Raw genomic sequence first — 13,627 nt, forward strand, 5'->3', positions numbered from 1 at the left:
CGAGACTAACTTATTGATGATTAGTGGCAGGGCAAGGTTCTCTCATTACATGACGCACGTAGAAGCTTGGTTTCCACGCTTAACTTAGGTAGAGTACGCGACCGCAATGCAATTCGAAGAGATTGAATACAATGAATATTGATAACCATGTAATCGAAACGATTGAAGAGTTAGAGGCATTTCTGCATTTAGTAGAAAGCGGCGCTCTTGGCCTTGAAGGTGTCACTGGCGTTGCGCTAGCCACCTCTAATACCGATGGTCGTCCATTTGTTGCCGTATTAGGAGAAAAGCACCAATTGCTCCTCGGTCGCTGGGTTTCGCAGCACGTATATGACAATGGTAAAGACATCGTTCGTAACGGCCCAACCAGAAAACACTAAGCGCTCGACGCCACCTATAACATCACGCCGTCTTATACACCAAGCGTATGCTTTGAAAGCAATGCGCTTGGTTTACTCAAAAAATAAAAAAGAAAAGGCTAGCCTTTATTAATTTTGTCGGTATACTGCACATCAGCTCTTACGGAAAGAGCTATTAATGTAATTAAAGATCAAAGTTTCTCTCAGTTCCACATCGAATTCCTCGTTTACGTTCCTGCGACAAAATAGTTATCTCTAAAATCATATAGTAGCACTTGATATTAGCTAAAAATTCAATATTTAAAACAATCAAATATAGAGGTATCTATGTCTAATAAATTAACTGGTTCAGTAAAATGGTTCAACGAAACTAAAGGTTTTGGTTTTATTTCTCAAGACAATGGCGGTGATGACGTATTCGTTCACTTCCGTTCTATTGTTTCTGAAGGCTTCAAAACTCTTACTGAAGGCCAAAAAGTATCGTTCGTTGTTGAACAAGGTAACAAAGGTTTACAAGCAGCTGAAGTAACTGCTCTGTAATTCTTTGTGTGGCATCAATGTTGTTGGTGCCACAATCCCCTTCCACTTATTACTGCCCTTACTATTCTCTATCTAAGTTTATATACCCAAATCACTTACCTCTCCCACACCATCATTAATTACTTTCAATAAAGTCACTTTGGTATACATCTTTAGGTAATCACACAACCTACCTTGCAATTCCAGTTTGGAATTAAATTAATCTCATTCATATCTGAATCACTTCGCCTCATGCTTTGCTCATAAAAATAAAGTTTATAAAATAAAAGCGATTGGCGAATATAAGAGAAAAAATGAAATTAAATATATCTGCTCAATCAATAAATTCTAATAACTACGAGCACATAATCCCTAGCTGAGAGGTTGAGTCAGCACTGAAATGTCATTACATGAAGCCATTTATCGGACAACACTTCATAGGGACAGCGTGTGGAGTCACACACTTCGGGGTATTTGTTGAGTTAGAGGAACCGAACCGAAGGTCTCATTCCTTTATCAAGTTTCCAAAATGGTGAGTTCGAATTTGATGCAGTCAAACAAAAAATTTCCAGCCAGAGCGCCACGTTTACTTTAGGAGCTAAAGTGCACGTGTTGGTTAAAGACGCCGATTCGAGACAAAGAAAGATCATGTCCAACTTAAAAGACGCGGAACACGCGGTAGGTTAGCCTGTTTTAGGTTACTTTCTAATCCATTAATCAAAAATAAAAAATAAGCTTTTAATACCGCAATTAACTTGTGACATTTCGCTGACATCGACTCATTCTAAAACCCTAATATCTGACAAAGGAAACGAATCTAATTTTTGTTTCCAGACACCATCGCAGAGTGTATTTCCAGCATTCTGTTTGCCTCGAGAGGTTCTTATGACAGCCTAGGATCTCTCGAGGCTTTTTTGCATCTATTCAAACCACCTGATTCTACATCACAACTATTATCCCCTACACAAGTTGTACTTTTTAACTAGTGCACTAGATCGCGAACTCTGATTTAAGCAACTGATCACACAACCACTTCTAAATTTTGGGTATAAAAGTATCAATACTTTCGTTAACTAGGATGTAAATAATGAAAAACTCGTTTGATCTCACTATGCCCAACGAAGAAGGATACTTTGGTGAATACGGTGGTAGCTTTGTTCCACCTGAGCTTGAACAAATCATGCATGACATCAACGCAGCTTATGAGGAATGCAGCAAAGATCCTGAATTTAAAGCGGAACTCGCTCGCCTGTATAAGCACTTTGTTGGACGACCTAGCCCAATCTTCCATGCGGAAAACTTGTCTAAAAAATACGGAGCAGACATCTACCTAAAGCGCGAAGACTTAAACCATACAGGCGCACATAAAATTAACCACTGCTTAGGGGAAGCCATTCTCGCTAAAAAGATGGGTAAGAAGAAACTAATTGCAGAAACTGGCGCAGGGCAACACGGTGTTGCGCTTGCTACAGCCGCGGCATTGGTTGGCTTGAAATGCGACATTTACATGGGTGAAGTTGATATCGCCAAAGAACATCCGAATGTCGTCCGCATGAGAATCCTTGGTGCTAATGTCATTCCTGCCACTCATGGGCGCAAAACCCTCAAAGAAGCGGTAGATTCTGCATTCGAAGCTTATCTGAAAGATCCTGATACACAACTTTATGCGATAGGCTCTGTCGTTGGCCCTCACCCATTCCCTAAAATGGTACGAGATTTCCAATCAATTATCGGTAACGAAGCACGAGTTCAATTCAAAGAAATGACCGGCAAGTTACCCAATAATCTCGTCGCATGCGTTGGAGGTGGTTCTAACGCGATGGGGCTATTTACTGCTTTCTTAGAGGATGAACAAGTCGCCATTCACGGCGTTGAACCTGCGGGCCGCTCTTTGCAAAAGGTTGGCGAGCATGCTGCAACACTCACACTCGGTGAGCCAGGTATCATGCACGGATTTAAGTCTTACATGCTTAAAGATGCGCAAGGCGAACCTCAGGAAGTGTACTCTGTAGCAAGTGGCTTGGATTACCCATCGGTTGGGCCTCAGCATAGTTACTTAAAAGACATTGGCCGTGTCAATTACGGCTCAATCAGTGATGACGAAGCGATTGATGCCTTCTTTGAGCTGTCTCGTGAAGAGGGAATAATCCCTGCTATTGAATCCTCACACGCTGTCGCTTACGCAATTAAACTCGCACAGCAAGGAGAAACCGGCTCGATTTTGATCAACTTATCAGGCCGTGGTGACAAAGACATTGATTTTGTCGTTGAACACTACGGCGCAAAATACGGCATTGAATCACTCATATAGCCTAACTCCGTAGCCTAACCCTACATGCAAAAAGCTACCTGGTACTAGGTAGCTTTTTGTTTTTGTCTACTATTTTAAGAAGCAAGTCCCTTTACTCACTGCTCTCACTATACCTTTAGAGCATAATTCGATTAACCGATAAGAGCTGGAATGCCTGGAAGCTGACCAACAATAGCAAGGGAGCCTGCACATACGATAAACGCAGTGCCAGGAATCAGATATTTATCTTTGCGCGATAGTTCGTTAGCACGCTCATGGTCGCCGATAAGCCCGAGGTTATCCAACAGCATCGTGATTGCCCAACCGAAGACTGGATTAACGAATGCACAGGCAAAAATACAGATACCTGCACTGAGTGAATCTTTATGCTTATGGATCATCTGCATACCCGCTTCAAGGAGTGGTAAGAATACACCCACAATCAAAGCAACGCGCAGAACAGGTTCCCACATTGCTAGATCCATTGGGTAGCCAATTACCGCCGCCGCAATACACATGAAACCCGTCAACAGAGCGCCACCTGGAATAGGACGCTTGGCAATTGCGGCAGGAATCATGTACGTTCCCCAAGAAGAAGCTAGGTTTCCGCCCCCTAAGAGTGAACCAACCCCCTGACGAACAGATGCTCCGACCATCGTGTCGTCGACATCCATGAGTACACCTTTCGCTTCTTTTGGGTAGTTAAGTTCTTGAAACACACGATGGCCGAGATAATCAGGGGACCACATAGCGACTGCCAGTAGAGCAAATGGAGTCACGGCAATAAAGTGCTCTAGGGTTGGCCAGCCTAGCTGCCAGCCTGTATCTTCCCCCCACCAGTAGAATGGACTGAAATTAGGTAGGCCCGGTTCTGTGGTAAAAGCAAACTCAGCGCCCATCAAATAAGCAACAATACCCGCGAGTGCAGAGCACAATGGGATAGCGAGCCAACGTTTATTGATCTTGGCTAAGTAAGCGTAAACCATAACGGTTAGGCCTATGACCACAAACGAAATGTAACCTTGGTCCGTACTTGCAGCCCACGCTTCCGTCTTATTAATTTGCCCGAGCAACCCAACGGCACCAAGGTAGATCAACAACCCTCCTCGAACCCCGATACCAGTAAGAGTCATGAGTTTAGAGCCACCTTTGGTTAAGGCGAGAATTAACCCAAAAACACACACCATCAAACCTAGCGCGAGAGGGTGCCCTCCTGCAGCTGCAATCATAGGAATCAGCGGTATCATTGGGCCATGGGTTCCCGCTAAGTTTGCATTCGGGTTTAGGATGGCAGAAAACAGTATGACGAACAGGGCTCCAGCGATAAGTAATTCGTAACGCACGTTTTCTGCGATGAATTCCGGAGATAAACCAAACTGAGCAGCAAAAGCGGAAACCATGGCAGTGACCATAACCACTTTACCAATGGTTGCTGCTAATGCCGGTACCCAGTCTTCGATTTCAATACTGTAATCACGTGAAGGCAAATGAATTCCCCAGCGACGGAAACTCATGACGGTTAAATCATGATTTAGAAAGTCTTCTCGGCTTTCAAATTCATGCGGTTTTTTGCGCACATCCCTGTAAAAAGTCTTACTTTTGTCAGACATTGAGTCATCCTTTTATGTTTCAACGTTGAACTACGTCAACTAGAGTTTCGCTTGGTAGACAGGCCTTCGACCAATACGAGACAACACCCACATCAAACTTCTAGGCCATACTAAGAAAGCGGCATGAACCAATTTTGATTTTGAGCTTATTAAGCATGTGTTGCTATGGGTAGGAATATTAGACATTAGTAAAAGAACAACAAAAATCTCACTTATTACACAATAATTTAACATCGAGCTGGGACGCTTGAACTTTTAAGAGTCATTTTTGAGCAGAGAGCCAAGTAGAGCGGCCAATTCCGATTTATACTTTCAAGGTAGAGAGCACTGTGCTCGCATCCATCGCAAAGTAACTATAGATATCTCTACATTGTATACTTTGTTAAACTCCGCCCTTTAATGAGTAAGGCCCTTAAAAATGATGACTGACGAAGAGAGAATCGAGCTGCAACAGAACAATCCACTGCACGGATTAAAGCTAGAGACTATGTTGCAAGAGTTAGTGGATTTTTACGGCTGGGACATTCTAGATACAGCAATGCGTTTTAATTGCTTTAACACTAAGCCTTCGATTGCAAGTAGCGTGAAGTATTTAAAGAAAACCGAATGGGCGAGAGAAAAATTAGAAAACTTTTACCTTTATCGCTTTAAGCGCATGCCACGCGCGAGCGAAGAAGAATACAACTTACCACCAAGAGCTCGTACCTTCCCTCATGGCCTTGAACCTAAAGAGCCAATGCCGCTAACCGTTGACTCTATTCTTAAGTCACAAGCCAAAGCAGCGTCTGCATTTAAAAAGCGTTCACCTCGCGGACGCCCTGCTCGTCGCCAATAACACTATCTTGAAAAGCAATAGAGCCCTACTGGTAGCTCCAGCAGGGCTCTATTGTTCTTTAAAGGAATGGCTAGAAGCGAAGACTCAAGCTAGTGAGCATTCCTTTTCTCTAACAACTCCCGTAAGTAAACTCACATGTAGTTTACGTTTTCTATTGATTACGCTTTTTCTTCTTTTTACCCGTACCTGCCGGCTTCGCTCGCGGCTTCATTGGTAAAAAGTAGGCTTCACTCTGATCGTCTTCCACTTCAAAACCGACTACCTGCTCGCGTTCAAGTTGGAACTTATTTTTCTTTTCTATCACTTTGAAATGGTGGTAGTCGTCGTAATCGATAAGAGATAATCCTAAACCTACTTCACCAGCACGACCACTACGACCGATTCGATGCATATAATCAGCAGGGCTACGCGGAAGATCGAAGTTAATCACCACTGGAAGTTTTTCAATATCAAGGCCGCGTGCTGCGATATCAGTGGCAATAAGAACTTGAATCTCGCCAGACTTAAAACCGTCAAGGACACGAGTACGAGCGCCCTGCCCTTTATCACCATGGAAAACTTCAGCGGTAATACCGCGTTTTGACAGCTATTGAGCTAAATGGTTACAGGCATTCTTAGCATTCACAAAAATCAAAGTCTGTCGCCACTGATGCTGTTTGATTAAGTGCGCGAGTACCGCCGTCTTCTCACCTTTATTTACACTAAACACGCGCTGCACCAAAGTGCTGGCTTCTGCGCTCTGCAACTGAACATCAACAGGGTCGCGGAGCAACTGCTGAGCCAGCGTCGTGACTTTATCAGGGAAAGTAGCAGAAAATAACAGCGTCTGTTTCTTCTCTGGTAGTAACGCAAGAATCTTATTGAGTTCTTCGGTAAATCCGAGGCTCAACATTCGGTCGGCTTCGTCAAGAACAAGCGTTTTTACTTGGTCCAACTTAATCGCGTTACTGGATACCAGATCAAGTAATCGACCCGGCGTTGCAACAATAATGTCACAGCCACCACGAAGCGCCAGCATTTGTGGGTTCACCGATACACCACCAAATACGGCAACCGTTTTGATCTTATCTCTGAGATGGTATGAGTAAGATTTGACGTTATATGCCACCTGTGATGCCAACTCACGAGTTGGTACTAAAATCAGGTGGGAAACGAAGTTGCCACGGCGATTGTTTGATTCGTCTTGCTGAACAATTTTTTGCAAGATTGGCAGCGAAAAAGCAGCGGTTTTACCAGACCCCGTATTGGCACCACCAATAATATCTTTCCCTTCAAGGATATCAGGAATAGAACGGGATTGAATGGGCGTCGGTTGGCTGTATTCCAACGCTTCTAGTCGCTCGACTAATGTTGGAATCAGGCCAAGATCGGCAAATGTCGCTTGCTGTGTTTTATCTGTCATTACGATGAGTGGCTCAGTGCTAGTAAAGGCCGTGTATCTTATGCTATTTCGCGTCTGGATGTTAGAGATAATGGCCCAAACAGAAGATTGGTGAAAGAAGCACTATAGAGTTCAGGAATTTCCTTTCACTAACATGAGTTAATGGTTTCGATAACCAATACTCTACGACCAAGATGGTAGCGTTCGCGACAAGCAAAGGGAAAAGGAGCCAGGCACTCTGACTCCTGTAAAGCAAAATACAGCTTGAGAAAACCCTATAGCTTATAATTGGACAAAAATGCGTTACGACAAATAGAATATTAGCAACTAATGGATAACTTCAAGTATTGAGAGCTAGCGCATGACATGTACATACGCTAGCAGGGTGCTTGTGCCAAGAGCTTGAAAGATGATTTAATCGCACGAACTAGGGTCTAAAACATACGTCCGACTTGAGGATTTTAATGTAAGTTCTTGTTCAGAAGTACATTCAATATAGTCATATTGCTTTATTTTTTCTCTCGTGTTGTTATCTAACCATATGGCAGAGGCAATAGAACTTAATACTATTATCGCTATAGAATATAGCCCTGTTTTTGTCGAAAATGGTACTTTTAGTAATAGTTCTGTTGACCTGTGTAGCATAGCTATGGGAATGATCGCTATAAAACCAAATATTAGAAGGCCTACAAAAGAAGCAACATTGTTCACTAAACCTGCTAGTTTTACTTTAGGAATGATACCGATTGAGTTGTTAATGCTAATTAACTCATTAATTGAGCTGTAGCTCAACCACACCATAAAAACCATAAGAGGCCAACTAGCCATCACTTTAAGCCAACGCTTTATCTTTAGTCTTCGGTTAAATTTTTCATTAGAAATCATTAATAGTTTTCTCTACTTGATTCTTCATCGGTTCCGTAAATTTAAATTGGTCATCTAGTTTAGATATTTCCTTTCCTACAATAAACGCAGTAACAGCGAAAATACCAAGTGTTAGAGCGGTTGGCACAACAAGTACCGTACTTAATGTTGCGACTCCCAGAATAGTTATTCCTTGAGCGATAACTCCTGCGGCAATGCCCTTAGATATATCCGCTGTAAATTGGCCGACCACTTCACCTAGCGTTTTTTCATCATGTAGAATGTAGTCAACCGCATTAACCGCACCACTAAACACAAGTTCAACATAGATGTTGCCTTTCAAGAAACTGACATTGCCTTGAACAGTATTTAGAGCATGACCAATTTTAAGCATTTGTGGTGTTGCTTCTTGCCAACGGATACCTAGGTCTAAATATTTAGGCTTGTAGTTCTCAACCACAATATTCATTACACCATTGATATTGACAGCTTTAGCGGTTGCCCCCAACCGCCAAGCTCTTTAGCGACCTCATAAGCGCCTTTAAGCCCCATGCCTACGCCAGTGTAGTCCTTGCCGTTCGAAAGTTGTCCATGCGAGTCTTTGATGAGCAAGTCTAAATACTCGTTACCTTCTTCAACAGTCAGTACCGCAATACTCACGTTCTCTTGTTGAGAGGTGTCCCACTGATATTCTTTAGCTTGCTTTTGTAAATCATCGTTCCATTCTTTTTCTGTTAGGTCGTAAGCTTGTTGGACCGCTTTGCGTTCAGCAAGAACGCGCTCTCTATTTTCAGCCCATCGTTTCTCATCTCTCGCGGTAGATCTCAGCTCTTCCTGACGTTCTCAGCGTTGACGTGCTGCTCGTTCTCTAGTGGTTTCTTGTCTTTCTTCTGGGGCTACAGGAGAGGATTCATATCTCATGGGAGTCGGTTTTACTGATAAATAAAAAGGATAATAACAATATTTTCAGTGATTTATCATCCCCAACAAGATTGCATGATGATTTAACCAATTAAATAGGCAGTTTGACTAATCAAACAAGCACAATGAAGGCTCAATAGTGTTGAGTTACATTCAATCGGATAACTTTTCGCAGGGTAAAACGTACGAACCAAATTTTGTAGAGTATTTATTCCAGTTCTTTTTTGGGGCATAAAGAGTTAGCCTAACGGTCTGGCTCTTTTGAATGAAAAAATAGTCTGGTGGGAGAACTTGTAAGGCTGTGGCAGGTTACACTCACTTACTCCTTAGGCAGGTGACCAGTTTCCTTCGCAAGCTTTTGCATCGCCTCGGCAAACGTTGTTGTCCCGCCTTTAGCTTTAAGCTGTATTACCTTATATCCCAACTTTTCCAACGCTTGGCGCTCTGCCAAAACAGCTTTGTCATTGTGTTGGCTACCTTGAGCTGGCTGATGAATGTAACATCCCTCTAGTTTACCATCTTCGACCAATTGGTGATGTTTCAGTGCATCGATATCAAAATTCATAATAAGTCTTTTCATTAAGAGTGGGAGTTTCTGTGGCTAGTTACATACGCTTCAAAGGCTTCACGACACTATCTAAGCCTTCAATTTTGAGCGCTAAACATAGCTTGAGCAAATCCCCTAGCTCGCCGCTTGGCCAGCCCTTTTTATCAAACCACAGTAAGTATTCTTCAGGCAGGTCGATTAACACTCGCCCTGCATATTTCCCAAATGGCATTTGCATTCTAGCGAGTTTAATGAGGTTTTCTTTTTCTAACATAAGTGACAGAGAGTTAAGGTAACTCGTCCAAGGGTAACACTGGTTCTCCCTCCTCACCAGCAAATCGCAGTCACGTTTATTTTTGGCGGCCTTGACTCGCTTTATGCTAGAGTACGCGGCATAAAAAATGAGAACGAGAAAGCAATGAAGTCACCTTGTCGAGCTGCATGTAAAAATAACGCCGGAATATGCTCTGGTTGTCACCGAACGATGGATGAAATCATCCAATGGAAAGACAAAACCGATCTCCAACGAGATGCGATTATCGAACAAATCGCAGGAGAAGATTCAACGCACAGTTGTCCTGAGTGCGGGACTCAAGCCCATTGTGATATCGCCGCAGGCAAAGAGACATGCTGGTGCTTTACTATAGAAACCCGTGATTTACCCAAGCCAAGCGCCAACCAGCTGTGTTTGTGCCGAAAATGTCTAGAAAAAAAGCCAGTCGCGTAATACGACTGGCTTACTGATCATCGTTTTCTGACTGGTGTTTATTTAGCGGTTAAAGCGGACGCTTCAAACTTAATGCCTTCCCACCCTGTCACCATAAAATTACGAATATTCTGGTGATCGCTGTTCTCTGGATACTGCAATACATCTTCACGATAAAAACGGCCAAAGCAGGCTAGCGTCGCTTCTTTGTCTAGGTTGTTTAGCAAACCGAAAGCGAAGATCTTACACGAACCGTTGTTCTCGCCTGCATTGTTTTGTGTCTCACCATTTACAAAAGCGGTTGGCTCAAACGTATAGTTATCTTCGATCACCGCCATCGTTGCTTCAAATTCGACCTGCTCTGGTGACGCTGCCAATAAATCTAAAAACGATTTTAATTCCATTATTCCTCTATCCCTACTTCATCATATTGATGACACATTAGTTTCATAAAAAGCCAATATAAGAGTCATCAATCATACATATATTCAGAGCCTTACCAAATCACACGTCATTCAGCGCTCTATCATTCCAGTTGCGGAAATGGACAGCAGCATAAAACCCATGCTGATTGACAACCTATCGGATTGATAAGGAGATATCATGATCACCCCTTTAAAGGCAATCGGTGCACTCGCATTGTCATCACTTGCCATCGCGTGTTCATCACAACCCGAAGATACCGTGGCTTCATTCGCTACACAATGCAAACCTACCACTGCGCCCGTTACTGGGGAAACTTCAATTCAAGGGTTAACGTTTATCGGGACATCCGTTGCTGATGCTCCATTCGATACATCGGCAGCTGAAATCGTGAGTTATGACGCCTGTACAGATAAGCTCTATGTGGTGAATGCTCAAGCAAAACGTATCGATGTACTTTCTATGGATGACAACGGCGTACCAACGCAAAGCGCATTCATTGATCTCAACAGCGCTGGCGAAGCAGCGGGCATTGAAATTGGCGCAGCAAACAGTGTCGCTGTATTCAATGGTTTGGTAGCTGTTGCGATTGAAAACAGTAATAAACAAGCGAATGGTATTGTTGGCTTGTACCGCTCCGACGATTTGTCATTAGTCATGACGTTTCCAACAGGCGCATTGCCAGACATGGTTGACTTCTCGAAAGATGGCCGATACATCGCAACCGCTAATGAAGGAGAACCAAACAGCGATTACAGCATTGACCCTGAAGGTAGTATCACTTTGATCGATCTGAGCCTTGGTGTTACTCAAGCAGAAGTGTCACAAATTGGCTTTAACGAATTTGATGATTCACGAAAAGCAGAGCTTCCAAAGAATGTGCGTATTTCGGGGGCAAACGCCACCATCGCACAAGATCTAGAGCCGGAATACCTCACTTTTGCAGATAACGGCAAAATCTATGTCGCGCTACAAGAAAATAACGCCATGGCAATCGTCAATCCAGAGAGCAAATCAGTAGAGCGAATTGTTGGCTTGGGTGAGAAGTCTTGGTCGGGCGCTAAACTCGATGCATCCAACAAAGACAAAATCCTTGGGAACTTGAAAAGCTACCCACAACTGGTTGGCTTATTTATGCCTGACACTATCGACAGCTACTCAGTGAATGGGAGTACTTACATCGTATCGGCAAATGAAGGCGACGGGCGTGAGTACGGATTCAAAACCACTCAAGAACTGTGCGACAAAGCTGGCTTCATGTGGGATGAAGACGATTACCTCGGTACAGATGAATATACATCTGAGCAAGGAACCTGTTTAAGCCATATTGATGAAGTGCGCGGTAAGAAGCTGAAAGTGGCAGCAGAACACCCATTGGCAGAGGCACTAAAAGACAACAACAACTCGCGCGTTTAAAAGTGATTAAGCCGGAACAAACGCTTTCTGCACAAGAGAATGTTCAATCATTTGGCGCGCGTTCATTTTCGATTTGGGATGAAAACGGCAAGTTGGTCTTCGATAGTGGTGACGATTTCGCGACTATCGCGCTGCTGAATGAAGGCAAGAACTTCAACAGCACCAACGATAACAATAATAGTGGCGATGACCGAAGTGATGATAAAGGTATTGAGCCAGAGGCGATTGAAGTAGCACAAATTAACGGTCGTCATTACGCGTTTATCGGCTTGGAGCGTCAAGGCGGTATCATGATTTATGACATCACAGACCCGAAACAAGCGCAGTTTATGCATTACGTAAGCCGCCGTGATTACAATCAGCCAGTATGTACAGAAGTCGAAGATGGCGAATGCATGAATGACACATACAATCCAAAAGCAGGCGATTTAGGTCCAGAGTCCATTAATTACTTTACCCGTAACGGTGGTCATTTTATCGTCGTTGGCAATGAGGTATCGGGCACGACATCCGTCTTCCGAATCAATCTATAAAGTAATGTAAAAGTCATTTAGAACCAAAACGCCCGACATAAGCCGGGCGTTTTTTGTATGAGGTAATGTCCTACTCTGCCGATGCTAGCGAGTCACACTTTGATGCGCAGATAAAATCGTTTTTATGCAGACCTTTGATAGAGTGACTCCACCACGTTACGGTAACCTTACCCCATTCCAACAAAATAGAGGGATGGTGGAACTCATCTTCTGCCAGTTCCGCGATTTTGTTACTGAAAGCCCATGCTTGTTTGAAGTTCTTAAATTTATACACCTTTTCTAGTTGAGGTATGTCTTCTCTTTCAATGATCTGCCAATCAGACAATTGCAGCAGCAGAGATTGTTGTTCTTCTTTGCTTAGTGCAATGGCATCGATACTACAAGCTTCGCATTTTTGTTCATTCAACATGAGCAGGTTCCTTTGGTTCAAAAAGTGGAGGAAGCAGTCCAGCTTCAATCGCTAGATCGGCTTGTTTCAATAAATTTAACTGACTGATTTTAAAAAGCTGAGAAAAGTCATCAATCACGTAGTACTTCGGTTGCATGATGTCGATACGATAAGGCGTTCTCAGCACTGTTTGTAATTCAAATGGGTCGCGAATTGCTACATCACTCTCTAATGCGTAGAGGGTTTCGCCAGGAGATGAAAGAATACCACCACCGTAAATTTTGGTTTTGTCCCCTTCTTTCACCAAGCCAAACTCTACGGTAAACCAGTAGAGGCGAGCGAGATAGGCTCTTTGTTTTGGGGTAGCGGCTTGCCCTAGTTGACCATAATGCTCGGTAAATGCAGCAAAGTCTGGGTTGGTTAACATCGCGCAATGACCAAATATTTCGTGGAAGAAATCTGGCTCCTGTAAGTAATCGAACTCATCTCTTGTACGCAAGAATGTGGCGACTGGAAAGCGCTTATTACCGAGTAGATTAAAAAATCGGTCGAAATCAATAAGCGCGGGAACGGGCTCCACTTGCCAACCTGTTGTCTCCATCAAGACACGATTAATTTCTGGTAACTGAGGAACGCGGTCTTGAGGTAAATCAAGCAGCGTCAAACCGTGTAAATAAGCCTCACAAGCTCTGTTTTGGATCACACCCATTTGTCGTGTTACCAAATCTCGCCAAATGGCGTCTTCTTCACGGCTCCATTCAACCCTGCCTTCCTGGTTTACGGGTTTAGAACGATACTGGGTCATGGCTCATCTCCATTAACAAATCCTTTACAT

At 43.4% G+C, this 13,627-nt stretch carries 12 protein-coding genes and 4 pseudogenes; 7 read left to right on the top strand and 9 right to left on the bottom strand.

The genetic code is table 11. The annotated features are described in order from the left end of the window. Nucleotides 1-131: 131 nt before the first annotated feature. From R7040_RS14590 to trpB, 4 genes and pseudogenes are all read left to right on the top strand, one after another. Nucleotides 132-380 (top strand): hypothetical protein, encoded by a 249-nt coding sequence (locus R7040_RS14590; protein WP_005375646.1) that lies wholly within the window; start codon nt 132-134, stop codon nt 378-380. 306 nt (nt 381-686) lie between these two features. Next, on the top strand, nt 687-899 hold the full coding sequence (locus R7040_RS14595) for a cold-shock protein (RefSeq protein ID WP_005375644.1): 213 nt from the start codon (nt 687-689) through the stop codon (nt 897-899). A 359-nt stretch (nt 900-1,258) separates the two neighbouring features. Then, a pseudogene (locus R7040_RS14600) lies at nt 1,259-1,565 on the top strand (S1 RNA-binding domain-containing protein); the annotation flags it as partial. Between the two features lie 400 nt (nt 1,566-1,965). Then, nucleotides 1,966-3,189 carry a tryptophan synthase subunit beta gene (gene trpB, locus R7040_RS14605; RefSeq protein ID WP_005375643.1) on the top strand — a complete coding sequence of 408 codons (1,224 nt, stop codon included), beginning with the start codon at nt 1,966-1,968 and terminating at the stop codon, nt 3,187-3,189. Between the two features lie 131 nt (nt 3,190-3,320). Here trpB and R7040_RS14610 read toward each other — a convergent pair whose 3' ends face one another. Further along, nucleotides 3,321-4,778, bottom strand: coding sequence for a DUF3360 domain-containing protein (locus tag R7040_RS14610; RefSeq protein ID WP_053303744.1), 1,458 nt, complete (start codon nt 4,776-4,778; stop codon nt 3,321-3,323). 418 nt (nt 4,779-5,196) lie between these two features. Between R7040_RS14610 and R7040_RS14615 the strand changes: the two genes are divergently transcribed. Beyond that, a complete protein-coding gene (locus tag R7040_RS14615) occupies nt 5,197-5,613 on the top strand; it encodes a VF530 family DNA-binding protein (protein WP_005375544.1) in 417 nt (138 codons plus the stop codon). Nucleotides 5,614-5,764: 151 nt separating this feature from the next. Here the strand turns inward: R7040_RS14615 and R7040_RS14620 are convergent. From R7040_RS14620 to R7040_RS14640, 5 genes and pseudogenes are all read right to left on the bottom strand, one after another. Continuing rightward, nucleotides 5,765-7,015: pseudogene (locus tag R7040_RS14620) on the bottom strand (DEAD/DEAH box helicase). A gap of 393 nt (nt 7,016-7,408) precedes the next feature. Beyond that, nucleotides 7,409-7,879 (bottom strand): hypothetical protein, encoded by a 471-nt coding sequence (locus R7040_RS14625; RefSeq protein ID WP_017821094.1) that lies wholly within the window; start codon nt 7,877-7,879, stop codon nt 7,409-7,411. After that, a pseudogene (locus R7040_RS14630) lies at nt 7,869-8,779 on the bottom strand (cell envelope integrity protein TolA). Before R7040_RS14630 ends, R7040_RS14625 begins: the two are co-directional and overlap by 11 nt. A 319-nt stretch (nt 8,780-9,098) precedes the next feature. Beyond that, complete coding sequence (locus R7040_RS14635) at nt 9,099-9,344, bottom strand: hypothetical protein (RefSeq protein ID WP_033906842.1); 246 nt, start codon at nt 9,342-9,344, stop codon at nt 9,099-9,101. A gap of 40 nt (nt 9,345-9,384) precedes the next feature. Further along, nucleotides 9,385-9,600 carry a DUF3820 family protein gene (locus R7040_RS14640; RefSeq protein WP_005375557.1) on the bottom strand — a complete coding sequence of 72 codons (216 nt, stop codon included), beginning with the start codon at nt 9,598-9,600 and terminating at the stop codon, nt 9,385-9,387. 144 nt (nt 9,601-9,744) lie between these two features. On the opposite strand from R7040_RS14640, the gene R7040_RS14645 reads away from it, so the two are divergent. Continuing rightward, nucleotides 9,745-10,053 carry a cysteine-rich CWC family protein gene (locus R7040_RS14645; RefSeq protein ID WP_080276966.1) on the top strand — a complete coding sequence of 103 codons (309 nt, stop codon included), beginning with the start codon at nt 9,745-9,747 and terminating at the stop codon, nt 10,051-10,053. A 38-nt stretch (nt 10,054-10,091) separates the two neighbouring features. Here R7040_RS14645 and R7040_RS14650 read toward each other — a convergent pair whose 3' ends face one another. Further along, nucleotides 10,092-10,436 (bottom strand): HopJ type III effector protein, encoded by a 345-nt coding sequence (locus R7040_RS14650; RefSeq protein ID WP_017634382.1) that lies wholly within the window; start codon nt 10,434-10,436, stop codon nt 10,092-10,094. 199 nt (nt 10,437-10,635) lie between these two features. Between R7040_RS14650 and R7040_RS14655 the strand changes: the two are divergent. After that, nucleotides 10,636-12,404: pseudogene (locus tag R7040_RS14655) on the top strand (choice-of-anchor I family protein). 70 nt (nt 12,405-12,474) lie between these two features. Here R7040_RS14655 and R7040_RS14660 read toward each other — a convergent pair. Both R7040_RS14660 and phhA read right to left on the bottom strand, forming a co-directional pair. After that, entirely contained in the window at nt 12,475-12,813 is a 339-nt protein-coding gene (locus R7040_RS14660; RefSeq protein WP_053303750.1) for a 4a-hydroxytetrahydrobiopterin dehydratase, read from the bottom strand. Next, complete coding sequence (gene phhA / locus R7040_RS14665; RefSeq protein WP_053350625.1) at nt 12,803-13,597, bottom strand: phenylalanine 4-monooxygenase; 795 nt, start codon at nt 13,595-13,597, stop codon at nt 12,803-12,805. The genes R7040_RS14660 and phhA overlap by 11 nt, the downstream gene beginning before the upstream one ends. Nucleotides 13,598-13,627: the final 30 nt, after the last annotated feature.

The sequence above is a fragment of the Vibrio sp. 1069 genome, assembly GCF_033340555.1.